General features: G+C 70.8%; 18 protein-coding genes and 2 tRNA genes. 12 read left to right on the forward strand and 8 right to left on the reverse strand.

Annotated features, from left to right (window positions below; translation table 11 throughout):
• Positions 1–97: 97 nt before the first annotated feature.
• Positions 98–4,381, reverse strand: a complete 4,284-nt coding sequence (locus ACIA73_RS22900) for a PAS domain-containing protein (RefSeq protein WP_399440501.1) — start codon at positions 4,379–4,381, stop codon at positions 98–100.
• Positions 4,382–4,872: 491 nt separating this feature from the next.
• Between ACIA73_RS22900 and ACIA73_RS22905 the strand changes: the two genes are divergently transcribed.
• Both ACIA73_RS22905 and ACIA73_RS22910 read left to right on the forward strand, forming a co-directional pair.
• Positions 4,873–4,966: transfer RNA gene (locus tag ACIA73_RS22905), tRNA-Ser, on the forward strand.
• Positions 4,967–5,222: 256 nt separating this feature from the next.
• A tRNA-Arg gene (locus ACIA73_RS22910) sits at positions 5,223–5,295 on the forward strand.
• Positions 5,296–5,364: 69 nt separating this feature from the next.
• Here the strand turns inward: ACIA73_RS22910 and ACIA73_RS22915 are convergent.
• A complete protein-coding gene (locus ACIA73_RS22915; protein WP_399440502.1) occupies positions 5,365–5,772 on the reverse strand; it encodes a hypothetical protein in 408 nt (135 codons plus the stop codon).
• Between the two features lie 182 nt (positions 5,773–5,954).
• On the opposite strand from ACIA73_RS22915, the gene ACIA73_RS22920 reads away from it, so the two are divergent.
• The gene (locus ACIA73_RS22920; protein WP_399440631.1) at positions 5,955–6,962 is read left to right on the forward strand and encodes a DUF2797 domain-containing protein; all 1,008 of its coding nucleotides are present in this window, start codon (positions 5,955–5,957) and stop codon (positions 6,960–6,962) included.
• Between the two features lie 39 nt (positions 6,963–7,001).
• The gene (locus ACIA73_RS22925; RefSeq protein ID WP_399440503.1) at positions 7,002–7,877 is read left to right on the forward strand and encodes an amidohydrolase family protein; all 876 of its coding nucleotides are present in this window, start codon (positions 7,002–7,004) and stop codon (positions 7,875–7,877) included.
• A gap of 127 nt (positions 7,878–8,004) precedes the next feature.
• Here ACIA73_RS22925 and ACIA73_RS22930 read toward each other — a convergent pair whose 3' ends face one another.
• Positions 8,005–8,895, reverse strand: coding sequence for an LLM class F420-dependent oxidoreductase (locus ACIA73_RS22930; protein ID WP_399440504.1), 891 nt, complete (start codon positions 8,893–8,895; stop codon positions 8,005–8,007).
• Between the two features lie 221 nt (positions 8,896–9,116).
• Between ACIA73_RS22930 and ACIA73_RS22935 the strand changes: the two genes are divergently transcribed.
• The 6 genes from ACIA73_RS22935 to ACIA73_RS22960 all read left to right on the forward strand — a co-directional run bounded on the left by ACIA73_RS22935 (position 9,117) and on the right by ACIA73_RS22960 (position 18,323).
• Positions 9,117–9,941, forward strand: coding sequence for a response regulator transcription factor (locus tag ACIA73_RS22935; RefSeq protein WP_399440505.1), 825 nt, complete (start codon positions 9,117–9,119; stop codon positions 9,939–9,941).
• A gap of 112 nt (positions 9,942–10,053) precedes the next feature.
• Positions 10,054–11,886, forward strand: a complete 1,833-nt coding sequence (locus ACIA73_RS22940) for a sensor histidine kinase (RefSeq protein WP_399440506.1) — start codon at positions 10,054–10,056, stop codon at positions 11,884–11,886.
• A 251-nt stretch (positions 11,887–12,137) separates the two neighbouring features.
• Positions 12,138–13,373: a glycosyltransferase gene (locus ACIA73_RS22945; RefSeq protein ID WP_399440633.1), complete on the forward strand. Its 1,236-nt coding sequence runs from the start codon at positions 12,138–12,140 to the stop codon at positions 13,371–13,373.
• 227 nt (positions 13,374–13,600) lie between these two features.
• On the forward strand, positions 13,601–15,760 hold the full coding sequence (locus ACIA73_RS22950; protein ID WP_399440507.1) for an ArnT family glycosyltransferase: 2,160 nt from the start codon (positions 13,601–13,603) through the stop codon (positions 15,758–15,760).
• 166 nt (positions 15,761–15,926) lie between these two features.
• Positions 15,927–17,363: an MFS transporter gene (locus ACIA73_RS22955; protein ID WP_399440634.1), complete on the forward strand. Its 1,437-nt coding sequence runs from the start codon at positions 15,927–15,929 to the stop codon at positions 17,361–17,363.
• A 153-nt stretch (positions 17,364–17,516) separates the two neighbouring features.
• Positions 17,517–18,323 (forward strand): TetR/AcrR family transcriptional regulator, encoded by an 807-nt coding sequence (locus ACIA73_RS22960; protein WP_399440508.1) that lies wholly within the window; start codon positions 17,517–17,519, stop codon positions 18,321–18,323.
• A gap of 129 nt (positions 18,324–18,452) precedes the next feature.
• On the opposite strand, the gene ACIA73_RS22965 is transcribed toward ACIA73_RS22960, so the two are convergent.
• Complete coding sequence (locus ACIA73_RS22965; RefSeq protein ID WP_399440509.1) at positions 18,453–18,950, reverse strand: STAS domain-containing protein; 498 nt, start codon at positions 18,948–18,950, stop codon at positions 18,453–18,455.
• Between the two features lie 154 nt (positions 18,951–19,104).
• Between ACIA73_RS22965 and ACIA73_RS22970 the strand changes: the two genes are divergently transcribed.
• A complete protein-coding gene (locus tag ACIA73_RS22970) occupies positions 19,105–19,986 on the forward strand; it encodes a GAF and ANTAR domain-containing protein (protein WP_399440510.1) in 882 nt (293 codons plus the stop codon).
• A 136-nt stretch (positions 19,987–20,122) separates the two neighbouring features.
• Here the strand turns inward: ACIA73_RS22970 and ACIA73_RS22975 are convergent, their stop codons facing one another.
• From ACIA73_RS22975 to ACIA73_RS22985, 3 genes are all read right to left on the reverse strand, one after another.
• On the reverse strand, positions 20,123–20,941 hold the full coding sequence (locus ACIA73_RS22975) for a YceI family protein (RefSeq protein WP_399440511.1): 819 nt from the start codon (positions 20,939–20,941) through the stop codon (positions 20,123–20,125).
• Between the two features lie 167 nt (positions 20,942–21,108).
• On the reverse strand, positions 21,109–23,586 hold the full coding sequence (locus tag ACIA73_RS22980) for an MFS transporter (RefSeq protein WP_399440512.1): 2,478 nt from the start codon (positions 23,584–23,586) through the stop codon (positions 21,109–21,111).
• A gap of 15 nt (positions 23,587–23,601) precedes the next feature.
• The gene (locus tag ACIA73_RS22985) at positions 23,602–24,156 is read right to left on the reverse strand and encodes a MarR family winged helix-turn-helix transcriptional regulator (RefSeq protein ID WP_399440513.1); all 555 of its coding nucleotides are present in this window, start codon (positions 24,154–24,156) and stop codon (positions 23,602–23,604) included.
• 258 nt (positions 24,157–24,414) lie between these two features.
• On the opposite strand from ACIA73_RS22985, the gene ACIA73_RS22990 reads away from it, so the two are divergent.
• Entirely contained in the window at positions 24,415–24,639 is a 225-nt protein-coding gene (locus ACIA73_RS22990; protein WP_399440514.1) for a hypothetical protein, read from the forward strand.
• Positions 24,640–24,770: 131 nt separating this feature from the next.
• Here ACIA73_RS22990 and ACIA73_RS22995 read toward each other — a convergent pair whose 3' ends face one another.
• Positions 24,771–25,259, reverse strand: coding sequence for a hypothetical protein (locus ACIA73_RS22995; protein ID WP_399440515.1), 489 nt, complete (start codon positions 25,257–25,259; stop codon positions 24,771–24,773).

The raw sequence follows: 25,259 nt of genomic DNA on the forward strand, positions 1-25,259 counted from the left end.
CGAACGGGCGGGTGAGCGTTTCACGTGAAACACTCACCCGCCCGTTTCACGTGAAACAGCGCCGCACCGTTTCACGTGAAACATCCATGCCCGTACGTCAGTTGGTACCGATCTTCGCCAGCAGGTCGACGATCCGCCCCTGCACCTCGGAACTGGTGGAGCGCTCCGCGAGGAAGAGCACCGTCTCTCCCGAGGAGAGGCGCGGGAGTTGGGCCTGGTCGAGCCCGGCGGAGGTGTAGACAACCAGCGGGGTCCGGTTCAACTGCCCGTTGGCACGCAGCCAGTCGACGATGCCCGCCCTCCGGCGACGTACCAGCATCAGATCCATCACGACCAGGTTCGGCCGCATCTGGGTGGCCAGCGCCACCGCCTCGTCGTCGTTCGCGGCGCGTGCGACCTGCATGCCGCGCCGTTCCAGGGTGGCGTTGAGGGCGAGCGCGATTTCTTCGTGCTCCTCGATCAGCAGCACCCTCGGCGGGTGTTGCTCGCTGTCACGCGGGGCGAGCGCCTTGAGGAGCACCGCCGGGTCCGCTCCGTACGCGGCCTCCCGGGTCGCCTGCCCCAGGCCTGCCGTGACCAGCACCGGAACCTCGGCCGCCACGGCTGCCTGGCGCAGGGACTGGAGGGCGGTACGGGTGATCGGCCCGGTCAGCGGGTCGACGAACAGCGCGGCCGGGAAGGCGGCGATCTGCGCGTCCACCTCCTCGCGGGAGTGCACGATCACCGGCCGGTAGCCGCGGTCGCTGAGCGCCTGCTCCGTGGACACGTCCGGCGCGGGCCACACCAGCAGCCGGCGCGGGTTGTCCAGCGGTTCCGGAGGCAGTTCGTCGTCGACGGGCTGCGGCACGGGCCGGTTGGCGACCTCGACGGCACCGTTGGGGCCGTCCAGCGGCTCGGGGCCCTCGCTGCCCTCGTCGGGTGCGCCTATCGCATAGGCGCGACCCTCGGACGGCGTCGAGATCAACTGCTGGTGCGGCATCTGTACGGCCGCCGGGCCGGGCGTCGCACCCGGCTGTGGGGCGCCGCCCTGAGTGCCCGACTGCGGTCCGGGCGAACCCTGTTGGGATCCGGTGTGCGGATGCGGCCGGGCCTCCGGCTCGTCCGGAAGCGACGATGCCACCGGACGCTCGTCCTCCGAGGGGGTCGCCAGCTTGCGCCGCCGCCCGGAGCCAAGGGTCTGGTTCTGCTGCTGCGCGATCTGCTGCGCGAACGGCATGCCCTGCCCGAGGGTCCGCACGCTGAAGGCACGCCCCTGGGTCGAGTGGGTGGCCTCCGCGGGCAGCGGAAGCGGCTGCGACTGGGTGTGCGGCGACGCCTGCGGGAGAGGCAGGGGCTGCGGCTGCGCCGGGTTCGCCACTTGCGCGGAGGGCGTGGGCCATCCGCCGTGGGCGAAGGATGCCTGCTGCTCGCCGGACGGGTTGCGGGTGTCGTCGCCGGGGTGGCGGTCCGCTTCGGCGGGCGGCAGCGCGAACGGGCCGCGCGGAGCCTCCGCCTCTGCAGCCGGAGCGGTGGCCAGCGCACGACGCGCCCGCCTGCCACCCGAAGTGCCTTGGTTCGGTCCCTGGTTCTGGCTCTGACCGCGCTGCTGTACGGCCCCCGCGGAGGCGAGCACCTGACCGTGCCCGGAACTGTCGTCGCCGGGCTGCCCGCCGTCGGCGGGAGCGGCCCCCTGGCCGCCACCGGGAGCGGTGGACTGCGGCAGGGCGAACGGAGGCCCGGCGGGGGCACCGCCCTCACCCTGAGCGGTTCCGGGGGCATTCGCACGAAGGGCCCCGGGCGTCTGGGCGTCTCCGTGACCAGCCTCCGAAGCGGACTCCGGCCGTGCCTGCCCATTCATCGAGCCCTGGTCCGGGGAACCCGCGGGCGGCAGCGCCGGCATCGCGCTCGCCGCACGGCGGGCACGACGGCCCGTCGGCGCCTGCGCCTCGGTGCTCTGACCGGGAATCCCGTGGGGCGGCACGCTCTGCGGCACTCCCTGCGGGGGCACCGTGTCACCGAGTGCCGCCCGCCCGGCCGCAGCACCCTCACCGGCCGTCACCACGGACCCCTCGGCGCCGCCATCGGGCCGCTCACCGGAGCTCTCGGCCGACCGCGCGGGAGAGGGCAGCGCCAGAGCCTGCCCGCCCCCGCCGTCACCCGCACCGGGCGCACCGCCGTTGAGCCCTGCGCCAGGACCCGTCGTACCGCCGTCAACGCCACTGACATCGGCGCCCGCACCAGTGCCCGCACCGCTGCTTGCCCCGGCGCCCACACCCGCACCCGCGCCGGCCCCAGCCTCCGTACCGACAACGGCACTTGAGCCCGTGCCCATGCCCGCACCCAAGTCGCTACTGCCCTCCGGCCCCTCGGCCGGGCTCGGACGACCGCGCCTGCGGCCCGTACCGCCACCCGCGCCGCCGGCACCCTCGCCGGTGCCCTGCGCCGGAATCAGTTCCTGCGGCTCCTCGACCGGACCGCGCCTGGCCCGCCGCCGACCGCTCGGAGCGGCCTGCGTCTCGGCGCCCCGCGTGTCCCCGCCCGGCGCACCCGCCTCGCCGGAACCGCCCGTGTGCTCTTCTTGGCCACTGTCCAGGAACGCGTCGGTGGAGGCCCGCCGGGCCCGCCGCCCGCCGCCCTGCTGAGCCGGCACCGCAGCACCCTCGCCCGCCGGAGCCTGCGCCCCCGGGGCGGGAGCGGCCTGCGCCCCCGGGGTGGGAGCCGCCTGCTCCTCGGCGACGGGAGCCGCCTGTGAAGCAGCGGCCTGGACCGCTCCGGAGCCCGCCCCCAGGGGCACCTCCAGCACATACGCGCTGCCGTTCATGCCGGGCACCTCGTGCGTCTGGAGCACCCCGCCGTGTGCCCGCACGATGCCCCGCACGATCGGCTCGTGCACCGGATCGCCGCCCGCGTAGGGCCCCCGCACCTCGAAGCGCACGACCTCTCCGCGCTGGGCCGCGGCCACCACGATCGTCGAGTCGACGTAACCCCCACCGGCCGAAGCCGCCAGCGCCGCCGGAGCCTTGCCGGTCGAGTCGACCCCGGCGACATCCGCCACCAGGTGCGCCAGCGCCGTGGCCAGCCGTACGCCGTCCACCTCTGCCTCAATGGCAGGTGCGTGCACGGCGAACTGGACGCGCCCCGGCCCGATCAGCTCGACCGCACCCTCCACGGCCGCCGCGACGACCCCGTCCACCAGCACCGTCGCCTTGACCAACGGCTCAACACCGGCGGCCAGCCGCTGGTAACCCAGCACGTTGTCGACCAATGTGGTCATCCGGGCATATCCGGCGGACAGATGGTGCAGCACCTGATTGGCCTCGGGCCACAGCTGCCCCGCCGGGTCGGCGGCCAGCGTCCCCAGCTCACCACGCAGCTCCTGCAGCGGCCCACGCAGCGAGCCGTCGAGCACCGCGCTCAACTGGGCGTGCCGCGCGGACAGTTCCGCGTGCTGCTTCTGAAGCTCCTCGTACCGCTCCTGGCCCATCGCGACTTCCGCGTCGTACCGCTCGCGGGTGGTGGCCAGTTCCTCGGTGTGCTGGGCGGCGACCGCGTCCAGCTCCTCGGCGTGCTGGGCGACCAGCTCGTCGTAGGGGCGGCGGTCGGTGAACGTCATCACCGCGCCGACCAGTTGCTCCCCGTCGCGCACCGGCGCCGTCGTCATGTCGACCGGCACGGCCTTGCCGCTCTTCGCCCACAGCACCTGCCCCCGCACCCGGTGCTTGCGCCCCGACTTCAGGGTGTCGGCGAGCGGCGACTCCTCGTACGGGAACGGCGTGCCGTCCGCCCGCGAGTGCACGGCCAGTTCGTGCAGCGACCTGCCGCCCAGGTCGCTGGCCCGGAAGCCGAGGATCTGCGCGGCGGCCGGGTTGGCGAGCACGATCCGCCCGTCGTTGTCCGTCCCCACCACGCCCTCGGACGCGGCCCGCAGGATCATCTCGGTCTGCCGCTGCGAACGGGCCAGCTCGGCCTCGGTGTCCACGGTGCCCGAAAGATCCCGAACGACGAGCATCAGCAGCTCGTCACCGGTCAGCGAAGTGGAACCGGCCGCCCGTTCGCCGCTGAACGCGTCCCGCCCGTCCTCCAGGTTCGCGCTGGTCACCTCGACCGGGAACTCGGTCCCGTCGGTCCGCCGCGCGATCATCCGGGTCGGCTTGGTGCGGCCCTGCGCGTCGGCGTTGTCCGGGCGGCGCATCGAGCCGGGAATCAGCTTGGAGTCGAACTCCGGCAACAGGTCGAGCAGTCCGCGCCCGACCAGTGCGGTGCCCGGAGTCTCGAAGGTCTCCAGCGCGATGGTGTTGGCGTTGACGACAGTCCCATTGCAATTGACGAGCACAAGCCCGTCCGGAAGTGCGTCGAGTATCGCTGCGAGGCGAGCAGCGCCTCGGGATGGCCTGCTGCTCACGACGACGGTTCCTCCCTGATTACTGCAACTTGCCCAGTCGGTGACCCTCCGGCGACCCCAATTTTTCCCCTCGGGCCGCGCGTTGTCACTGGATGAAGTCTAAAGGCTGGGGATACGGGCGTGACGGCGGATGAGTGTGAGCATCGGACCCGCCCTAAGTGGATCTTGTGGGCGATCCCGGACGCGCGCCCGCGGCACCCCCAAACGCGCACTCGGAGCGCCCCCGGACGTGCAACCGGAGCGCTGTTGAACGCGCACCCGAGCGGACGCGACAGGCACGTACCCCTGGCGCATACCCGGGGTAAGACCCTCCACTCCTGCCGCCTCCGCCACCCCTTCCGGCCGGTCGGCACTCGCGTCGGAAGTGCTTTGCCCTGCGGCCCCGACGCCTAGTACCGTGGGGTGCGATTGGTGACACCGCGCAATGCTGTGCCATCATCTGCAACGCACCTACTCGCGATCGCGCAAGCGATGGCGTTTCGGGTCGTGCTGGAGGCGTCGCCTAGTCCGGTCTATGGCGCCGCACTGCTAATGCGGTTTGGGTCTTAAAGCCCATCGAGGGTTCAAATCCCTCCGCCTCCGCCAGCACACGAAGCCCCGGTCCACCAGGACCGGGGCTTCGGTCGTTCCCGGGGGCGGAAGCCGGTTCGGATCTTGCTGTGAGGCCGCCGGCGGGTGGTTGGCGCAGCGGCGCAGATGGCGGTGTCGGCCGTCACTCGTCCGAGTGTTTTCGCAGCTCAGGCCGGGTGTGCGCAATGGATTTCGCATGACGGCGCAGGTCATGTAATGTTCTTCTTGCAACGCCGACGGGGCGGAAAACGGCCCGGAAGCACAGCGACAAGCACTCGTAGCTTAACGGATAGAGCATCTGACTACGGATCAGAAGGTTGCAGGTTCGAATCCTGCCGAGTGCACATTGATAAGAGGCCCCGGACATCGCGTCCGGGGCCTCTTGCGTTGCCCTGGTGGGTTCGGCGAGGGCGTCAGACCGTGGAGTGCGCGCGGTTCCGGGTCGCGACGGCGATCAGGGTGGAGACGGCTGTGGTGGCGGCAAGGCTGCCGAGGGCGACCATCACTGTGCCGATCAGGAAGAGGCCGCTGGCGTCGTCGGACCAGTCGATGAAGGCTGCGGCGGTGAGGCCGAGGGTGGTGCCCAGGACGCCGGAGGCGACCTGGTGGCGGGAGGCCGTCCAGTAGAGCGGGGCCAGCAGAACCAGGACCAGGGCGATGACCTGCCAGGCCTCGTAGGGGCCGGTGGTGGAGCCGTCGGGGTGCGCATCGCGGGTCTGGTCCCAGCCGAGGCAGGCTGCCCAGGTGCCGAGGGTGATCACCGCGAGGATGAGGGTCGGCAGCGGTTGCGGAAGGGACTGGGTGCGTCCTTGGGGGCTCATGGCTTCAGGATGGCGCCCCGGGTGGGCGCGGGGGAGCGCGCAGGTACTCAGGTCGGGGTGAGTTGATCAGCTCCCTTCGGTGGCTGGCGAAGAGGCTTGATCGGGCTGGACCGGGCAGCTGGAGCAGTGGCGACGCCAGAGTGGCAGGGGAGGTCGGAGTGGCAGGAGAGGTGAGCGGGGAGATGGTGTGGCGCACTGCGGGCATGGGGTGGCCGGAGGAGGGGCCCGTGCTGCGGTGGGTGGGCGAGGAGCGGGTCAGTCCGCTTTCGTTCGGGACGAAGGAGTGTGGGGCGGAGGAGCGGGGGGCGGAGGTGTCCGGTGAGGTGCGGGAGCCGGGGCAGGGCGGGGCGGCCCGGGTGACGACGTACGGCCGGAGCATTGCCTTCCGGGTGGTTGGGGAGCGGCGGTGTGTGGGGGTGCGGGGGAATCCGTGCCCCCTTTCTGCTGTGATCGCGCAGGGGCGGGCGACGCGGGCGCAGTGCGCGGAGTGTGCGCAGTTGGACCGGTCCCGGTCGGTGGCGGCCGACACGATGGCCGACGATCCGCGGCCGTACGCCGTGTATCTGGCGTGGTTCGGGCCGGGGCTGGTGAAGGTCGGCATCACGCGGGAGGACCGTGGGGCGGCGCGGCTGCGGGAGCAGGGGGCGGTGGCGTTCAGCTGGCTCGGGCGGGGTCCGTTGATGGCGGCGCGGCGGTGCGAGGAGTTGTTGCGGGCGGCTCTTGGGGTGCCCGATCGGATCTCGTACGTACGGAAGCGGGCGGTGCGGGGGGCCTTGCCGGGTCCGGGTGAACGGGCTGCGGAGGTGCGGGAGTTGCACGAGCGGTCGGTGAGGCTGATGGGGTGGCCGGAGGCGCTGGAGCGGGTGGCGTGTGTGGTGGTGGATCTGGTGGGGGTGTACGGGCTGGATGCGGTTCAGGGGGACGGCAGGGGCGGAGAGGCTGGAGGGGGTGGGCGGACTGAGGTGACGGGAGTGATCGGGGAACTGGTAACTGGGGGAAGTGTGGCGGGGCGGGTGGTGGCGGTGGCGGGGCCGGATGTGTATCTGGAGGCGGGTGGCGAGGTGGTGGTGCTGGACAGTCGGTTGATGGAGGGGTGGGAGTTGGGGAGAGGGGATGCCGGGGGTGGAGTGACGGTTCCGGTGAAAGGGGTGGAGGGGCGCGGGGCAGGGGTGCAGGACGGGCTGTTCTGAGGGGTGCGTTTGTGTGTGGGGGGCACGTAGCGTGCGGGGATGAGCGATGAGGCAGATGCGGTACGGGAGTTCGCGGCGCGGATCGGCGTTCCTGGGCTGGTGGATGTGCATACGCACTTCATGCCGGAGCGGGTGCTCACCAAGGTGTGGGAGTACTTCGACGCCGTCGGGCCGATGACCGGGGTCGCGTGGCCGATCACGTACCGCCTGGAAGAGGACCGGCGGATCGCGCTGCTGCGGGAGTTCGGGGTGCTGGGGTTCACCTCGATGATCTATCCGCACAAGCCGGGCATGGCCGAGTGGCTGAACAGGTGGGGTGCGGAATTCGCCGCGCGGGTGGAGGGGTGCCTGCGGACGGCGACCTTCTACCCGGAGCCGGGCGCCGAGACGTACGTACGAGAAGCAGTGGAGAGCGGGACGCGGATCTTCAAGGCGCACTTGCAGGTCGGGGCGTACGACCCCAATGCGAGCGAGCTGGACCGGGTGTGGGGGCTGCTCGCGGAGGCGGGAATTCCGGTGGTGACGCACTGCGGGTCGGGGCCGATGCCGGGGAAGTTCACCGGGCCGGGGCCCATGGGGGAGCTGCTGGAGCGGCACCCGCGGCTGCGGTTGGTGGTCGCGCACATGGGGATGCCGGAGTACGCCGATTTCATGGATCTGGCGGAGCGGTATCCGGAGGTCAGGCTCGATACGACGATGGCGTTCACGGACTTCAGCGAGCGGATGGCGCCCTTCCCCACGGAGGAGTTGGGGCGGCTGGGGCAGTTGGGAGAACGGGTGCTGCTGGGGAGCGACTTTCCCAACATTCCGTACGGATACCTGCACCAGCTGGAGTCGCTGGAACGGCTCGGGCTGGGGGACGAGTGGCTGCGGGCGGTCTGTTACGGGAACGGGGCGCGGCTCTTCGGGCTGTGAGGGGCAGGGGAGGCCGGGGGCACGCCGCCACCGCGCGGCCCGCCCCCGACGTGCTCGGAGTTGTTCTGGGTGAGGGTGGCCACCCGTCGCGAGTGGCGCCTCTCCCCTCCCGGGCCTGCGGCAGCGCCTAGAGCAGCGCCTTGGCCAGCTCGCGCCACTCCTCGCGCGGCAGCGATGCGTGGCGGTCGGCCGAGGTCAGGGCCTGGAGGGCCAGGTGGTCGGCGCCGGCGGCGTAGAACTCCTCGGCCTTCGCCCGTACGCGGTCCGCGTCGCCCAGCGCGAAGAGCGTGTCCAGCAGGCGGTCACTGCCGCCGTCCTCGAAGTCGGTCTCGGTGAAGCCGAGGCGGAGGAGGTTGTTGGTGTAGTTGGGGAGCTGGAGGTACATGGTGAGCATGGTGCGGGCGACGGTGCGTGCCTGGTCCAGGTCCGGGTTCAGTACGACGGTGAGTTCGGGGGCCAGGAAGGCGTCGGGGCCGAGTGCGGCGCGGGCCTGGGCCGTGTGCTCGGCGGTGACCAGGTACGGGTGGGCGCCGGCCGATCGCGTCGCGGCCAGATCCAGCATCTTCGGGCCGAGTGCGGCCAGCACCCGGCGTCCGGCGGGCAGCGGGACCGGGGCCGCGTCGAGCGCGTCCAGGTAGGCGACCATCGCCGAGTACGGCTTGGCGTACTGCGGGGCGAAGGCGCCGTGGCTGACCCCGAGGCCGAGCACGAAGCGGCCCGGGTACTGCTCCTCGAAGCGGGCGGCCTGAGCGGCGACCGCCTCGGCGGTGTGCTCCCAGAGACTGAGGATGCCGGTCGCGACCTTGATCCGACCGGCCGCCTCAAGAAGCGGAGTGACGTCGTCCAGAGACGGGCTACCGCCGGACCACACCGTTCCGTATCCCAGGTCCTCCAACTCGGTCACCGCGTCGGACAGTTCGAGGTGCTCTGCGGGCGTGGCGGCCCGGAGCGCTCCGCTCCAGATGCCGAGGCGACCGTAGGTGGAGGAGTGGGCGGAGGGGGTGGTGTCGGAGGTCATGTGGGGGCAACAGGGTGGTCCGGGCGGCTATTCCGGTCCCGGGTGCTTCTTCTCGGCCCAGCGCTTGAGGCCTCCGTCCGGGCGGTGCGTTCAGGTCCTCCTGTCCGGCCGATGAGCCCGCGTCCTTCCGCCTTTCGTCCGGGCGATGGGCTCTCACGGTTCTCAGCTGATTCACAGGAACGGAAAAGGGCACTCTCACCGGCCCCGGACAGGCTGGCCGCATGCGGACAACAGAGATGGCGCGGGTGGGCGCGGGCGTGAGTGCGGGGACGGGCGGCCCGGCCGGGGCGAGCGTGGGTGCGCGCGTGAGTGCGGGCACGGCCGGCGAGGACGGTGGCGTGCGCGTCCTGGTGGTGGACGACGAGGCTCCGCTTGCCGAGCTGCTGTGTATGGCGCTGCGGTACGAGGGGTGGCAGACGCGCAGTGCGGCCGATGGGGCGGCTGCGGTGCGTGGGGCGCGTGAGTTCCGGCCCGACGCGGTCGTGCTGGACGTCATGCTGCCGGACATGGACGGGCTGGCCGTGTTGCGGCGGGTGCGCGAGGACCTGCCGGACGTGCCCGTGCTGTTCCTGACGGCGAAGGACGCGGTGGAGGACCGGATCGCGGGGCTGACCGCGGGCGGCGACGACTACGTAACCAAGCCGTTCAGCCTGGAGGAGGTCGTGGCGCGGCTGCGCGGGCTGATCCGGCGGAGCGCTGGTGTGGCTGGTGCGCGAGGTGGGGCAGGAGCGAGTGTGCGGTCGGCGTCGGAGCTGGTCGTGGGGGATCTGCGGCTGGACGAGGACAGCCATGAGGTGTGGCGCGCTGAGGAAGAGATACGGCTGACCGCGACCGAGTTCGAGCTGCTGCGGTTCCTGATGCGCAATCCGAAGCGGGTGCTCAGCAAGGCGCAGATCCTGGACCGGGTGTGGAACTACGACTTCGGGGGCCAGGCGAATGTGGTCGAGCTCTACATCTCGTACCTGAGGAAGAAGATCGACGCGGGGCGCACACCGATGATCCATACGCGGCGTGGGGCCGGGTATCTGATCAAGCCGGGTGGGTGAGGTGCGGGTCTCGGTTCCGGGGTGGGCGCGGGGACTGATGAGTCGACAGGGTCCGGTGCGGCGGATTCGGGCTGGTGGGCTGTCGTTGCGGGCGCGGCTGGTGGTGTGCTGCGTGGCGCTTGTCGCGGTGGTGGCGGTGGTGGTCGGAGCGGTGACGTCCGTCGCGTTGCAGTCGTACCTGGAACGGCAGGTGGACGACCAACTGAACGCGAGTGTGGAGCGGGACCACGGGTGGGGGATGGAGTTCGTGGCCGCTCCCGGGAACCCGCTCAAGGCCGTGGGTGTGCGCAACGGTGCCGGTGTGACCAGTGTGGATGTGAAGGAGGAGTCGGCCGCGGCGGGTGGTGCGCGCTACAAGGCGCAGCTGAAGCAGCTGGACGCGGCGCAGGTGAAGGCACTGGAGGCGGTGCCCAGGGACGGCAAGCCGCACACGGTGTCGGTACCGGGGCTCGGGGACTACCGGGTGCTGGCCGGGACTGGGAGCGGGGGCGGGGGGCCCGGTGGGTTTCCCGGGGTGGGGCCTGGGGCGGGGAGGGTTTTGGGGTATGTGGATGGGGCTGATTCCGGAGTTGATTCCGGATCGGGTTCTGGGGTTGGTTCCGATTCTGGTTCCGGTAAGGGGTCCAGCTCTGGTTCCGGAACCGAGGCGGGTTCCGGTAACGAGGCCGATTCTGGTTCCGGTTCTGGTTCCGACGGGAGTGCTGAGGGGCGGACCGTTGTCCTCGGGTTTCCGCTGGAGGGGGTCCAGGGGACTGTTCATACCCTCGTCGTGGTGGTCGTCTGTGTGACGCTCGCGGCGCTGGTGGCTGCCGGGCTGGCCGGGCATGCGTTGGTGGGGGCCGCTCTCCGGCCGTTGCGGCGGATCGCGGCGACCGCGACGCGGGTGTCCGAACTGCCGCTGGACAGGGGGGAAGTGGCGCTCCACGAGCGGGTGCCACAGGCGCAGGCGGACTCGCGTACCGAGGTGGGGCAGGTGGGCGCGGCACTCAACCGGATGCTGGGGCACGTTGGTTCCGCGCTGACGGCACGGCAGGAGAGCGAGATGCGGGTACGCCGGTTCGTCGCGGACGCCAGTCATGAGCTGCGTACGCCGCTGGCTTCGATACGGGGCTACGCCGAGCTCACCCGGCGTGGCCGGGAGGCGGCGGCCACCGGGCCCGACACCCGGCATGCGCTGGGACGGATCGAGTCGGAGGCGACGCGGATGACGGGGTTGGTGGAGGACCTGCTGCTGCTGGCCAGGCTGGATGCGGGGGCGGAGGGGGTGGCCGGGAAGCCTGGCGCTGATTCTCATTCCGATTCCGGCTCCGATTCCGGTTGCGATTCCGGATGTGATTCCGGTTCCGGTTCCGGTCTCGCGAAGTCGCCTGGGACACCGCTCTCCTGGGAGAGCACTGACCTCCTTCCGCTTGTGGTGGATGCGGTGAGTGACGCCAGGGCGGCCGGGCAGGAACACCTCTGGCGGCTGGAGCTGCCGGACGAGCCTGTTCTCGTACGGGGTGACCCCGCCCGCCTTCAGCAGGTCCTGGTCAATCTCCTGGGAAACGCCCGTACCCACACGCCACCTGGAACCCGGGTCACCGCCTGTGTACGTACGGAAGAGGCCGGCCGTGAGGTCGTCGTGGAGGTACGGGACGACGGGCCCGGCATCGCGCCGGAGCTGGTGGGACGGGTCTTCGAGAGGTTCGCCCGGGGTGACGTGTCGCGGACGCGGGCCGGCGCGACGGTGGGTGGAGGCGGCTCAGCTGCTGCGTCCGGCATGCCGGTTGCCTCGACGGGACTGGGTCTCGCCATAGTCCGGGCCGTGGTGGGCGCGCACGGCGGCACCGTGGGCGTGGAGAGCGAGCCGGGGCGCACGGTTTTCTCGGTGCGGCTGCCGGCGGATGTGAGGGAGGGTGCCGGTGCCGATGTGGCGGACGGCGCGGTTCCGGTAGGGCGGCGCTGAGCCGGGCCGCACCCCTAGCCCCGCAGTCGGCCGCCCCGCCCCACCTCACAGCCCACCCACAGCCTCACCACACCCCCTCAACAGCCTCTTCGACCAACGTCGTTCCCATGAGGCCACCCTTCGAAAGCTCCCTCCGGGACCCCCGGGACCGGGACCGTGATCGGGACCAGGACCAGGTCCAGGGCTGGGACCGCCGGGACCAAGGCCGGGACCGGGATCGGGACAGCATCACCCTCCCCGCCCGTCGGCCGATGACCCCCCGCCCCGACGGCTCCCCCCTGCTCGACCTCGTCATCCCCGTCTACAACGAGGAGGACGACCTCGAACCCTGTGTACGACGCGTCCACGAGCACCTCACCCAGAACTTCCCCTACGCCTTCCGCATCACCGTTGCCGACAACGCCAGCACCGACCGCACCCCGCACATCGCCACCGGTCTGGCAGCCGAGATGCCCGAGGTGCGCTCGGTGCGGATGGGGCAGAAGGGGCGTGGGAGGGCGCTGCGAGCCGTGTGGGAGGCCTCGGACTCGCCCGTACTCGCGTACATGGACGTGGACCTGTCCACCGACCTCAAGGCGCTGCTCCCCCTGGTCGCTCCGTTGGTGTCCGGACACTCCGACCTGGCGATCGGCACCCGGCTGACCAATGGGTCGAGGGTGGTGCGCGGCCCGCGCCGCGAGTTCGTGTCACGGGCGTACAACCTGGTCCTCCGTTCCTCCCTCTCCGCCCGTTTCAGCGACGCCCAGTGCGGGTTCAAGGCGATACGGGCGGATGTGGCGCGGCGGTTGCTGCCGATGGTCGAGGACACCGGGTGGTTCTTCGACACCGAGATGCTGGTGCTCGCCGAACGCGCCGGACTGCGCATCCACGAGGTCCCGGTGGACTGGGTCGACGATCCGCACTCCAGCGTGCGGATCGTCCGCACCGCCGTCGAGGACCTCAAGGGGGTGTGGCGGGTGGGGCGGGCGCTCACGGTCGGGGCGCTACCGCTTGACCGGCTGGCCAGGCCGTTCGGGGACGATCCGCGTGACCGCGAACTCGACGCCGTACCGAGGGGGCTGGTGCGCCAGCTGATCGGCTTCTGCTGCGTCGGCGTACTCAGCACGCTGCTCTATCTCGCCCTGTACTCGCTCGCTCGGACGGCCTCGGGTCCGCAACTCGCCAATGCGGCAGCACTGTTGCTGTCCGCCATCGCCAACACCGCGGCCAACCGCCGCCTCACCTTCCGCGTACGAGGCCGTGGCCGAGCCGTCCGCCAGCAGGCCCAGGGGCTCGTCGTATTCGGCATCGGGCTGGCGCTGACCAGCGGTTCCCTGGCCGCGCTCGGCACCGCCACCGGCTCTGCCTCGCACCGCAGCGAACTCGCCGTCCTCGTCATCGCCAACCTCGCCGCCACCGTCCTGCGCTTCCTGCTGCTCCGCGCCTGGGTCTTCCCCGACAAGCCCCGAAGGGCCGACCGGGCCCGAGAGGAACTGAACCCGCTGTGAATATCCGACGATTGAATCGTTCACGCGTCCCCGCGGAGGGCAATCCTCATGCTCCCGCGGAGGGCAATCCCCACGCCCCCTCGGAGGATCGTGGACGCGGCCTCTCGGAGGATCGTGGACGCGGCCTCTCGGAGGATCGTGGACGCGGCCTCTCGGAGGATCGTGGACAAGCCTCCTCGGAGGATCGCCCGCCCGTCCTCCCAGGGAATCGCCCCCGCATCCCCAAGTTGAACCTGGGACTCGTACTCCTCCTCCTGGCCACCGCCGCCCTCTACCTCTGGAACCTCTCCTCCTCCGGCTACGCCAACTCCTTCTACTCCGCCGCCGTGCAGGCCGGCAGTGAGAGCTGGAAGGCGTTCTTCTTCGGCTCCTCCGACGCCGCGAACTCCATCACCGTCGACAAGCCCCCGGCCGCCCTGTGGCCGATGGCCCTCTCCGTCCGGCTCTTCGGCCTCGGCTCCTGGCAGATCCTCGTTCCTGAGGTGCTGATGGGCGTGGGCACGGTCGCCGTGCTGTACGCCGCCGTACGCCGGCGGTTCTCGCACGCCGCCGGGCTCATCGCCGGTTCGGTGCTGGCGCTGACGCCGGTGGCTGCGCTGATGTTCCGCTTCAACAACCCGGACGCGCTGCTCGCCCTCCTGATGACCGTCACCGTCTACTTCGTGCTGCGCGCACTGGAGGACGGCCGGACCAAGTGGCTGGTGTGGGCGGGGGTCGCGGTCGGTTTCGCGTTCCTGACCAAGACCCTCCAGGCGTTCCTGATCCTGCCGCCGCTGGCCGTGGTGTACGCGGTCTGCGCACCGACCGGTCTCGCCCGCCGCCTCGGTCAACTCGCCCTGTCCGCGCTGGCGATGATCGTCTCCGCCGGTTGGTGGGTGGCCCTCGTCGAACTGTGGCCGGCCGCCTCCCGCCCGTACATCGGTGGGTCGCAGACCAACTCCTTCCTGGAGCTGACCTTCGGCTACAACGGCCTCGGCCGCATCAACGGCAACGAAGCGGGCAGCGTCGGCGGCGGAGGCCCCGGCGGCGGAGGCGGTGGCGGTGGTGGCGGCATGTGGGGCGAGTCCGGGCTCCTCCGTATGTTCGGATCCAGCGTCGGCGGTCAGATCTCCTGGCTGCTCCCGGCCGCTCTGATCCTGCTGATCGCCGGCCTCGTGATCACCTGGCGGGCCCGCCGCACCGACACCGCACGGGCCGCGTTCCTGGTCTGGGGCGGGGCGCTGCTGGCCACCGCCGTCGTCTTCAGTTTCATGGCGGGCATCTTCCACGAGTACTACACGGTCGCCCTCGCCCCGTACGTCGCCGCCCTCGTCGGCATGGGCGCGAGCATCCTCTGGGAGGAACGCCGCACCCCGGCCGCCGCCGTCACCCTGGCCGCGTCCGTCGGCGTCACCGCCTACTGGGCGTACGTCCTGCTCGGCCGTACCCCCGACCACCTGCCCTGGCTGCGCACCACGCTGCTGGTCACCGGCGTGCTGGCCGTCGTCGGTCTGCTCGCCGTCGGCCTGCTGCGAGGCCGCTTCGCGCAGGGAAGGCCCGTACGGTACGTCGCCGTGGGCGCCGCCGCCCTAGGCCTCATCACCGCCCTGGCAGGCCCGGCCGCGTACGCGGCCCAAACCGTCAACTCCGCCCACACCGGCTCCATCGTCACCGCGGGCCCCTCCACCCGGGGCGGCTTCGGCGGCCCGGGCGGCGGCATGCGCATGGAACGCGGAGCGGGACCTGGAATGTGGATCGGCGGCCCCGGGGCCGGACAGGCCGGCGGCCCCGGCGGCACCCAGCCCGGAGGCCAGAACGGCGGGCAGCCGGGCGGCACCCAGCCCCCCAACGGATCCGCCCCCCAAGGCGGCCCCGGCAACCAGGGCAACAACGGCAACGGCGGCAACCAGAACGGCCCCGGAGCCCCCAACGGTCAGTCCCCCAACGGCAACACCACCACCCCCAAATCCCCCATGAACGGCCTCCTCGACGGCCAGCAAGTGGACGCCGAAGCCAAGGCCCTCATCTCGGCCAACGCCGACGACTACACCTGGGCCGCCGCCTCCACCGGCTCCCAGAACGCCGCCAGCTACCAGCTCGCCACCCAAAAGCCCGTCATGGCCATCGGTGGTTTCAACGGCAGCGACCCCTCCCCGACCCTGGCTGCCTTCCAGCAGTACGTACGTGACGGAAAGATCCACTACTTCATCGAGGGCGGCGAAGGACCCGGCGGCAACCGCGGTGGCCCCGAATCCGCCCGGACCGGAGGTGAAGGCCTCCGGTTGGTCACGGCCGGCCCCGGAGGCGGCACCAGCAGCGCCATCTCCTCCTGGGTGAAGGCGAATTACACCAAGGTTTCCGCAGGTGGGACCACCCTCTACGACCTGACGAAGCCTCTCTCCAAGTAATCACCTTTACGGTGTATAAGAATCTCCTCTACGGTGTACAGGAACACCCTGTACACCGTAAAGGAGTCTTCGCGTGACCTCGCCCGCCGTTGGCACGAACCCGCACCCCCGTCCCGGCGCCCACGACCAGCAGGCCCTCCGGCCCCGTGGGCACCCGCAGCGCTGGCTGATCCTCGGCGTGATCTGCCTGGCGCAGCTCACGGTGCTGCTCGACAACACCGTTCTGAATGTCGCCATCCCCTCCCTCACCACCGAACTCAACGCCTCCAGCGCCGACATCCAGTGGATGATCAACGCGTATTCGCTCGTCCAGTCGGGCCTGCTGCTCACCGCGGGCAGCTCCGCCGACCGGTACGGGCGCAAGAAGATGCTGGCGGCCGGACTCGTACTGTTCGGCGTCGGCTCACTGGTCGCCGGGCTCGCCGAGTCGTCCGCCCAGCTCATCGCCGCCCGCGCGGGAATGGGCGTCGGCGGCGCGCTGCTGATGACCACCACACTCGCCGTGATCATGCAGATCTTCGACGAGAGCGAGCGCGTGAAGGCGATCGCTCTGTGGTCGACCGTCAGTTCGCTGGGCTTCGCCGCGGGGCCGCTGCTCGGGGGGTTCATGCTCGATCACTTCTGGTGGGGCGCGATCTTCCTGATCAACATTCCGGTGGCGGTGCTCGCGCTGGTCGCCGTGCTCGCCCTGGTGCCGGAGTCGAAGAACCCGGCGGGTGACCGGCCCGACCTGCTCGGGGCGCTGCTCTCCACCCTCGGCATGGGGGCGGTCGTCTTCGCGATCATCTCCGGTCCCGAGCACGGCTGGGAGTCCGGCCAGGTGCTGCTCGCGGCGGGTTTCGGTGCCGTGATGCTGGCCGCGTTCGTCTGGTGGGAGCTGCGGATCGAGTATCCGATGCTCGATATGCACTTCTTCCGCAACGAGCGGTTCATCGGCGCCGTCGCGGGTTCGATCCTGGTGGCCTTCGGCATGGGCGGTTCGCTCTATCTGCTGACCCAGCACCTTCAGTTCGTGCTCGGATACGAGCCGTTGGAGGCAGGTCTGCGTACGGCCCCGCTCGCCGTCTCCGTGGTCGTACTCAACCTGCTGGGCGTGGGCGCACGGCTGCTGGCCAAGTTCGGTACGCCGGTGACGATCGCCAGCGGTATGACGCTGATCGCTGCCGGACTGGCGAGCATCGCGACGCTTGGGGGCCAGAGTTACGGGGGGATGCTGCTGGGGCTAGTGGTGATGGGTGCGGGCATCGCGTTCTCCGGGCCCGCCATGGCCAACGCGATCATGAGCGCCATCCCGCCGGAGAAGGCCGGTGTCGGCGCGGGCGTCAACGGCACCCTCGCCGAATTCGGCAACGGCCTGGGCGTCGCCGTTCTGGGAGCCGTGCTCAACTCCCGCTTCGCCGGCCTTGTCCCGGCCGCCGTCGGCGCGGTGTCCCTGCCCGCGGCCATGGCGGCAGCGGGCGGTCCGGCGGAGCGGGAGCAGATCCGCGACGCCTTCGCCTCCGGCCTGGAGACCAGTCAGCTGGTAGGAGCCGTCGCGGTCCTGGTCGGCGGCCTCCTCGCGGCACTGCTGCTGCACCGGGCTGAGAGGATCGTTGAACGATAGGTCAATGGGTCCGTCCCCATACCGCCGGAGAAGCCAACGGAATACCATCGGCGGGACGAACCGGAACAACACGGTCCGTCCCGCCTGACGGAACCGGACTGACTGATCCGGGCTGTGTCGGGCGGGGCCGAACAGAACCGAGGAGTGTGCCCCATGGTGTCGGCGGCCGACCGCGTCAAGAAGCCCGGAATGAGCAGCGTTTGGCTGGACGCGAAGAAGCCGCGCAGCGCCGGCGGCGGCACAGGCACGGGTACCGGCCGGAAGGCGGATCCCGCCGTCGCCGGGCTCGACCGCGAGAAGATCACCGCCGCGACGGTCGCCCTGCTCGACGCCGAGGGACTGGCCAAGTTCTCCATGCGTCGGCTGGCGACCGAGCTGAAGGTCACCGCGATGTCGCTCTACTGGTACGTGGCGACCAAGGACGACCTCCTCGAACTCGCCGTGGACCGGGTGATGGGCGAACTCGACCTGCCCGACCCCGCCGCCGCAACCGACTGGCGCGACCAACTGCGCCAACTCGCGCAGACCTACCGGGAGGTGCTGGTCAGGCACCCCTGGGCGAGCATCCTGGTGGGCCGCTTCCTCGGCATCGGGCCGCGCATGATGGAGTTCTCCAGCGCCACCCTCGGCCTGATGCGCAAGACCGGGATGCCCTTGGACCGACAGGGCGGCACGGTCGCGTCCGTCTTCCAGTTCGTGTACGGATTCGCCACCATCGAGGGCGAGTTCCACCAGCGTGCGGCCGCCTCGGGAATCACCCCGGACGAGCTGTACGCCGAAGCGATGGGGGCGATCTCCGGGGCGGTCGAGGGGACGGAGCTGTTCCGCGACTCGACGGCCGTGATGGAGGCGCGCGGCGGCTCCACCGTCGCGGAGATGTACGACCGCGACTTCCGCATCGCACTGGACGTCCTGATCGCGGGCATCGAGGCCACGAGCGCGGCTTCCTCCGCCGAATAGCCGAATAGCCGAATAGCCGGGCAGCCGAATAGCTGAGCAGCCGAGCAGCCGAGCAGCCGAGCAGCCGAGCAGCCGAGCAGCGGGCCCGGGAGCGGCGGCGCCTGCCCCCGGCGTCCTCCTCGGTGCCCGTCACCCCTCGATCCCGCCGAACCCCCCGACCCGTAAGCCCAGTTCATCCACCCCGGCGACCGCCTCCGCCACCGACCCGTACACCGGCACGTCCCGGCGGAGGCCGGTCAGGGTGATCACCCGGCGCACCGCCCCGCCCTCGCCCCTGCCCTCGCCGGCCGCCAGCCGCACCGCGACGCCCGACCGCCCCGCGTACTCCAGCGTCGCGGAGATAAACCGGGCGCCACGGCTGTCCGTGAAGGACGTACCCGTGAAGTCCAGCACGAGTACGTCGATCCGGCCGCGCCGCAGGTCCAAGGACCTGCGCATCTCCCCGTCCAGCTCTTCGATGTTGGCTATGTCGATTTCACGCGGCATGACGAGAACCAGGCACCGGCGCGGCGCGTGAGGGAGATCGCAAGGGGTCATGCGGAAGGGCACAGTGCTCACCTGTCCGATGCCGACGGCAACAGCTGCGCGTCGAGTCGGTGGGGCCGCTTCCTGACCTGGGGTCTCCATTGGAGCATGGGGAAAGCGCCCGGTCGAGGGAGTGAATTACACCCGTACGCGCCTCGGCGCACGCACCCGCGTGAGCGGAGCACCAGGGGGTGCGGCTCGCGCCCACGCCCCACGATGTCGCGTTTCCGGCCGATTCCGGGGCACCAGCGGAGGTATGACCGAGACGACAGACGCAGGCCCCGGTCGCGAGAACGGCCACGAGACCAGCCGCGACAACGGCCCGGAGCCGAGCCACACAATCAGCCGGGGCGACGGCCTCGGCAACGGCCACGACCACGGACACATCGGATTCGACTTCGGGACGGTGCACGACGCACTTACCGACTGGAGGGGCCTGGACTCCTTCCTCCAGGAACTCACCATGCACGCGGTGTCCGCGGTCGACGGTGCCAGCTCGTGCAGCGTGACCATGCGCAGGAACGGCCGCCTCGTCACCACCGCGAGCAGCGACAGCGAGGCACTGCTGCTCGATGCGATGCAGTACGAGGTCGAGGCGGGGCCGTGCGTCTGCAGTCTGGAGAACGGGGTCGAGGAGTACGTCGCCGACACCATCGGCGAGCAGCGCTGGGGCCCCTACCCGGGGCTCGCCGCCGCCCAGGGCATCCGTTCCGTTTTCGCCGCCCCCCTGTCGGTCACGGTCCGCGCGCCCCACGCCCCGCGTACCGCGGAGGTCCGCCGCAATACGGTCGGCGCCCTCAACCTCTACTCCCAGACGCCCAAGGCGTTCCAGGACGAACGGGAGACCGCCCGCCGCCTCTCAGAACAGGCGGCCGGCGCCGTGGCGGTCGCCGAGCGCATCGAGCGGGAATCGGCGACGGCCGACGATCTGCGGGCCGCGATGGAGTCCCGGTACGTCATCGACCAGGCGATCGGCATTGTGATGGCCCGTCGCAAGTGCCCGGCCGGAGTGGCCCTGGACACCCTGCGCCGGGCCTCCCAGGGCCGGAACCTCAAGCTTCGCGATCTCTGTTACGAACTCGTCCTGCAGACGGGCGGCCAACCGCCGACCCCGGGCACTTTCGCCCACCGCAACTGAAAGCGGGCGCAGCGCAGTTGCGCCGTTTCACGTGAAACACGGCTCCAGCCACAAGCCAGCAGCGCTGTTTCACGTGAAACATCGGCCAATCCCGATCCCAATCCCGATCCCAGGCCCAGCCCGAGCCCAGCCCCCGCTACCCCTGCGGCAGCCCCTCCCCCTGCACCGCCTGAATGTCCAGCTCCACCCGCAGCGTCGCCCCGATCGCCGAGATGCCCGCCTGCACCACCTGGTTGTAGTTCATCGCGAAGTCGTCCCGCCGCAGGTCGGCGGTCGCGTGGAAGGCGGCCCGTACCCCGCCCCACGGGTCGGGCCCCGTGCCCAGGTAACTGAGGTCCAGGTCGACCTCCCGCACCACTCCGTGCAGCGACAGCTCGCCCTTCACCGTCCACCGGTCGGGCCCGGCCGGCACCAGTGCGGTGCTCCGGTAGGTGATCTCGGGGTACGTCTCCACGTCCAGGAAGTCCGGCGACTTCAGGTGGCCGTCACGCATCCCGTTGCCGGTGTCGATCGTCGCTGCCGAGATCACCGCCTCCACGCGCGACTTCGCCACGTCCTCGGAGATCTCGATCCGTCCACCGAACTCGGTGAACCGCCCGCGCACACTGGAGATCCCCAGGTGCTGCGCCACCGCGCCGACCGCCGAGTGCACCGGGTCGATGGTCCACACGCCCGGCGGCGGCAGCTCCACACCGCCCTGGCGCAGCAGCGTCACATTGCCCGCGTCGATCCGGCCCGAGGCCGTGACCAGCGCGGTCGAGGCGATCGGCGCATAGCCCACCGCGGTGACGATGACCGTGTACGGGCCGGTCGCCAGCGCGGTCGTGTCGTTGACGACTCCGTCGCCGTCGGCCGCCGCCCGCAGCACCTGGGTGCCGGTCATGTCGGTGACGGTCACCACCGCGTGCTGCACGGCCCAGCCGTCCCGGGTCCGTACCTGTGCGCGAAGTCCCATACCGCTACCTGCCTGCTCTCGTACGTACTGATGAGAAAAGAGAAGAGGGGGGCGGCAGGCCGTCCCCTGCCTGCCGCCCCCCTGGAGCCGGTCCGCCGGACCTGGCCCCGTTTCCCCGGCACCGGGCGCGCCTCCGCTCAAGAACGCGCCCCGTGCCGGAGGTTCAGCTACTCGCCCGGGTGGGCGAGTTCGATGTCGTGCGCGTCCACGCCGCGCCCCGCCACCGTCAGATTGCCCGCGACCGGCGGGTAACCGGTCGCGATGACCGTGTACTCGCCCGCGTCCAGGTCGGTGAAGGCGTACGCGCCGTCCTCACCGGTGGTGGACGTGGCGACCACATTGCCCGCCGCGTCCATGATCGTGACGCGGGCGTCCGGCAGCGGCCGACGGGCGGTGCCCGCCTTGACCGTGCCCTGGACCAGCGCACCGGCGGCGAGGACTGCCTCGACGCGGGTCACACCCTGGCCGCCGATTTCCACCGGCAGTGCCATAGGCCGGAAGCCGGCTGCGTTGACCGCCACCGTCACCGGACCCGGGACCAGCTCACCGAAGGCGAACTCGCCGCTCTCACCGGACTTGCCGGTCGCCAGCACATCGCCGCGCACATCGGTCACGATGACCATCGCGTCCACGACGCCGGTCCCGTCGGCCGCGCTGCGCACCGCGCCGCTGAGGCCGCTGGTGCCGGAGAGCAGGATGTCGTACGCCATCGGCTCGTCGCCGACGGTCACGGTCGACGCCTGCGGCTGGAAGCCGTCCGCCGAGGCGATCAGGACGTACGACCCGGCTGCCGGGGCGTCCACCTGGTAGCTCCCGTCGGGCCTGGCCACCGAGCGGCCCAGCTGACGGCCCGCGAGGGAGATCAGCGTGACCGCCGCGCCGCGCACCGAGACACCCTCGGCGGTACGGACGGATCCGTGCAGGGTCCGCCCGGTGGGCGGGGTGAGCAGCGCAGCCGGGGCTTCCTCGACGGCGCCGGGGGTGACCCCCGCCATGCCCTCGACGGTCGTCTCGACCGCGGGAGCGCCGACCGGAACCTCAGCGGTGGCACCGGAGGGGATCTCGCTGTCGTTGGAGGTCTTCAGCGCGACCTCCTTGATGAACAGCACCAGCAGCAGACCGAGCAGGGCGATGGGGGCGGCATACAGGAAGACGTCCGCGACACCGTCGCCGTACGCGCTCTCCATCACCTTGCGGATCGGAGCGGGCAGCGCGTCCATGTCCGGGATGCCGTTGCTGGCACCGCCGCCGGGGAGCTTGATGTGGAGGGCGGTCAGACCGTCCTCGACGTAGTGCGTGATCCGGCTGGAGAGCACCGCACCGAGCGCGGAGACGCCGATGGCGCCACCGAGGGTACGGGTGAAGGCGACCAGCGAGCTGGCGGCGCCGAGCTCCTGCGGGGCGACCTGGTTCTGGGTCGCCAGCACCAGGTTCTGCATCATCATGCCGAGGCCCAGGCCCAGGACGGCCATGTAGATGGCGACCTGCCAGTACTCGGTGTCGTACGCGATCGTGGAGAGCAGACCCAGACCCGCGGTCAGACCCACGCCACCGCCGACCAGGAAGCCCTTCCAGCGCCCGGTCTTGGTGATGATCGCGCCGGAGACCGTCGAGGAGAGGAACAGACCGGCGATCATCGGGATGGTCATGACGCCGGACATCGTCGGCGACTTGTCCCGGGCGAGCTGGAAGTACTGGCTCAGGAAGACCGTGGAGCCGAACATCGCGACACCGACGAACAGGCTCGCCGCCGCGGTCAGCGCGATGGTGCGGTTGCGGAAGAAGCGCAGCGGGATCAGCGGCTCCGCGACCTTGGACTCGATGATCACGAAGATGACGCCGAGGAGGACCGAGCCACCCGTCATCACATAGGTCTGCCAGGAGTTCCACGCGTAGTTGTCGCCCGCGAGGGTCACCCAGATCATCAGCAGCGAGGCCGAGGCGGCCAGGAAGAACGCGCCGAACCAGTCGATCTTGACCTTGCGCTTGCTGACCGCCGGCAGGTGGAGCGTCTTCTGCAGGATGACCAGCGCGATGGCCGCGAACGGCACACCCACGTAGAAGCACCAGCGCCAGCCGAGCCAGTCGGTGTCGGTGATGACGCCGCCGAGCAGCGGGCCACCGACGGTGGCCACCGCGAAGGTGGCGCCGATGTAACCGGAGTACCGGCCGCGCTCACGCGGCGGGATCATCGCGGCGATGATGATCTGGGTGAGCGCCACCAGACCACCGGTACCGATGCCCTGAAGCACCCGGAAGGTGATCAGGACGCCGGTGTTGTGCGAGAGGCCGGCGAGCGCCGAGCCGAGCACGAAGATCACCAGAGATATCTGGACCAGCAGCTTCTTGCTGAAGAGGTCCGCCATCTTGCCCCAGATGGGGGTGGTGACCGCCATCGACAGCATGGCGGCGGTGACGACCCAGGTGTAGGCGCTCTGGGTGCCGTCGAGGTCACGGATGATCTCGGGAAGGGCGTTCGACACGATCGTCGACGACAGCATCGCGACGAACATGCCGAGCAGGAGGCCCGCGAGGGCTTCCATGATCTGGCGGTGTGTCATTGGTGCGGCACTGTCGGAGCCGGGGGCGGACGCCCCGTGCTTGGCGTGGCCGCCCCGCACACCGGTAGGTGTGGTCGTAGCCAATTGAATCCTTGTCCTTTACGCAGGTGTTGCGGGTATAGCGGAAGTCGTGAGCGCCGAGGTGGTGGGCGCGGGCGCGGAAGCGTCGGGCGCGGTGGGTGTTGCGGTCGGCGCGGTGCAGTCGAGCGGCACGGGCGTCCAGGAACGGCAGTCGCCGAAGCTGTCGCGCAGGCGGGCGAGCATCGCGTTGAACTGTCCGACCTCGTCGTCGGACCAGTCGCCGAGGGTCTCGGCGAGGAAATCGGTGGTGTGCCGGGAGAGGTCGTCCAGGACGGCTTTCCCGGCCGGGGTGAGGCGGAGGATCCTCGACCGCTTGTCACCCGGGTCGGGCGAGCGGTCGATCCAGCCGCGTTCGGCGACGTGGGCGACATGGCGGCTGGTCACCGACATGTCGATGGCCATCAGCTCGGCGAGACCGCTGAGCCGCATCTCGCCCTTCCGGTCGAGGAGGGTGAGTACGGCGGCGGAAGCGGGCGGGCACTCCAGGGGAAGAATGCGGGCCAGCCCCCTCTTCACGGCACCGAAGGCGCTGAGCTGACGGGCCAGTTCCTCGTACTGACTCTTGGCGGCCACGACGGCACCTCCTCTGAAACCTTCAAGCCCTTGAACCTCATGCCCGCTGCACACTCGGGGCATCTTGTTGCTTAGGGCAACCATATGAGTAGATGGTTGCTTCAGACAAATTAATTTGGGGCCTCTGGGGCAAAGGATTCCAAAAGGCTCCGTGATCGACCGGTCAAGCGGTCGGGTACCCCGGGTAAAGCCGCAGCTCAGGAGAGAGCAGGCCCCTGGGGTGTCGCTGGAGGGGTCACCTTCGCTAGGGTCTCGCGCATGGCACACAACCCCCACGCCCCCCAAGGCCAAGGTCCCGAGGGCAACTACGACCCGGCGGGCAGCACTCAGATGTTCCGCGCGTTCGTGGACGAGGAGCAGCCCCAGCAGCAGCGCCGCTCGCAGCCGGCGGCCCAGTCGTCAGGCCCGAAGACCGGCCTGATCGTCGGAATCGTCGCCGTCGTGGTCGTCCTGGCCGCGGTGGCCTGGCTCGCCCTCGGCTAGTACGTCCGCCGGCTCCGGCACGTCCGCCGGCTCCGGCACGTCCGCCGGCTCCGGCACGTCCGCCGGCTCCGGCACGTCCGCCGGCTCCGGCACGTCCGCCGGCTCCGTTATGTCCCTGGCTCCGTTAGTCCCTACTTCCAGGCGGCGGTGACCTTCCGGGTCTCCACGTGCATCCCCAGGGGCACCCGCCACGCGTCCACACAGACTGTGTACGTCACGTTCCTGGCCGCGCCCGGGCCGATCGGTCCGGGCAGCGGCTGGGACGACGTACGCGTCCCCCAGTCGACGCCGAGCGCACCGATGATGTGCGTCGCGAACGTCAGAGTGCCCGAGCGCACCGCGCTTCCGCCGGAATTGCGCAGCGTCACGGTGACCTTCTCGCACCACCGCCGGTCCGCCTTCGCGCGCACGGGCGCGCCCACGGAGAGGCTGGCGGGCCCGGGCTTCGGAGCGGGCCCGGTCTCGGGCGGGGGCGCGGGCCGACCGGTGGAGGGCGCACTGCCGCCACTTCCGGGTGCCCCGCCGGTGCCGCCCGCAGCGCCGCCCTCAGGGGTACGGGTGGCGGGTCCGCCGGCACCGGGCGGCGCGCCCGGCGTCGTACCGCCTGCGGAAGAACCCAC

This window comes from Streptomyces sp. NPDC051561 (genome assembly GCF_044454195.1).
In the GTDB taxonomy this organism is placed as follows: domain Bacteria; phylum Actinomycetota; class Actinomycetes; order Streptomycetales; family Streptomycetaceae; genus Streptomyces.

What these genes read in the sequence shown, in the direction of transcription:
- ACIA73_RS22915 (WP_399440502.1), bottom strand. Translation starts at nt 5,772, where the DNA reads ATGAGCCCCCAAGGACGCACCCAGTCCCTTCCGCAACCGCTGCCGACC.
- ACIA73_RS22920 (WP_399440631.1), top strand. Translation starts at nt 5,955, where the DNA reads ATGGTGTGGCGCACTGCGGGCATGGGGTGGCCGGAGGAGGGGCCCGTG.
- ACIA73_RS22925 (WP_399440503.1), top strand. Translation starts at nt 7,002, where the DNA reads ATGAGCGATGAGGCAGATGCGGTACGGGAGTTCGCGGCGCGGATCGGC.
- ACIA73_RS22930 (WP_399440504.1), bottom strand. Translation starts at nt 8,895, where the DNA reads ATGACCTCCGACACCACCCCCTCCGCCCACTCCTCCACCTACGGTCGC.
- ACIA73_RS22935 (WP_399440505.1), top strand. Translation starts at nt 9,117, where the DNA reads ATGCGGACAACAGAGATGGCGCGGGTGGGCGCGGGCGTGAGTGCGGGG.
- ACIA73_RS22945 (WP_399440633.1), top strand. Translation starts at nt 12,138, where the DNA reads ATGACCCCCCGCCCCGACGGCTCCCCCCTGCTCGACCTCGTCATCCCC.
- ACIA73_RS22960 (WP_399440508.1), top strand. Translation starts at nt 17,517, where the DNA reads ATGGTGTCGGCGGCCGACCGCGTCAAGAAGCCCGGAATGAGCAGCGTT.
- ACIA73_RS22965 (WP_399440509.1), bottom strand. Translation starts at nt 18,950, where the DNA reads ATGGAGACCCCAGGTCAGGAAGCGGCCCCACCGACTCGACGCGCAGCT.
- ACIA73_RS22970 (WP_399440510.1), top strand. Translation starts at nt 19,105, where the DNA reads ATGACCGAGACGACAGACGCAGGCCCCGGTCGCGAGAACGGCCACGAG.
- ACIA73_RS22975 (WP_399440511.1), bottom strand. Translation starts at nt 20,941, where the DNA reads ATGGGACTTCGCGCACAGGTACGGACCCGGGACGGCTGGGCCGTGCAG.
- ACIA73_RS22990 (WP_399440514.1), top strand. Translation starts at nt 24,415, where the DNA reads ATGGCACACAACCCCCACGCCCCCCAAGGCCAAGGTCCCGAGGGCAAC.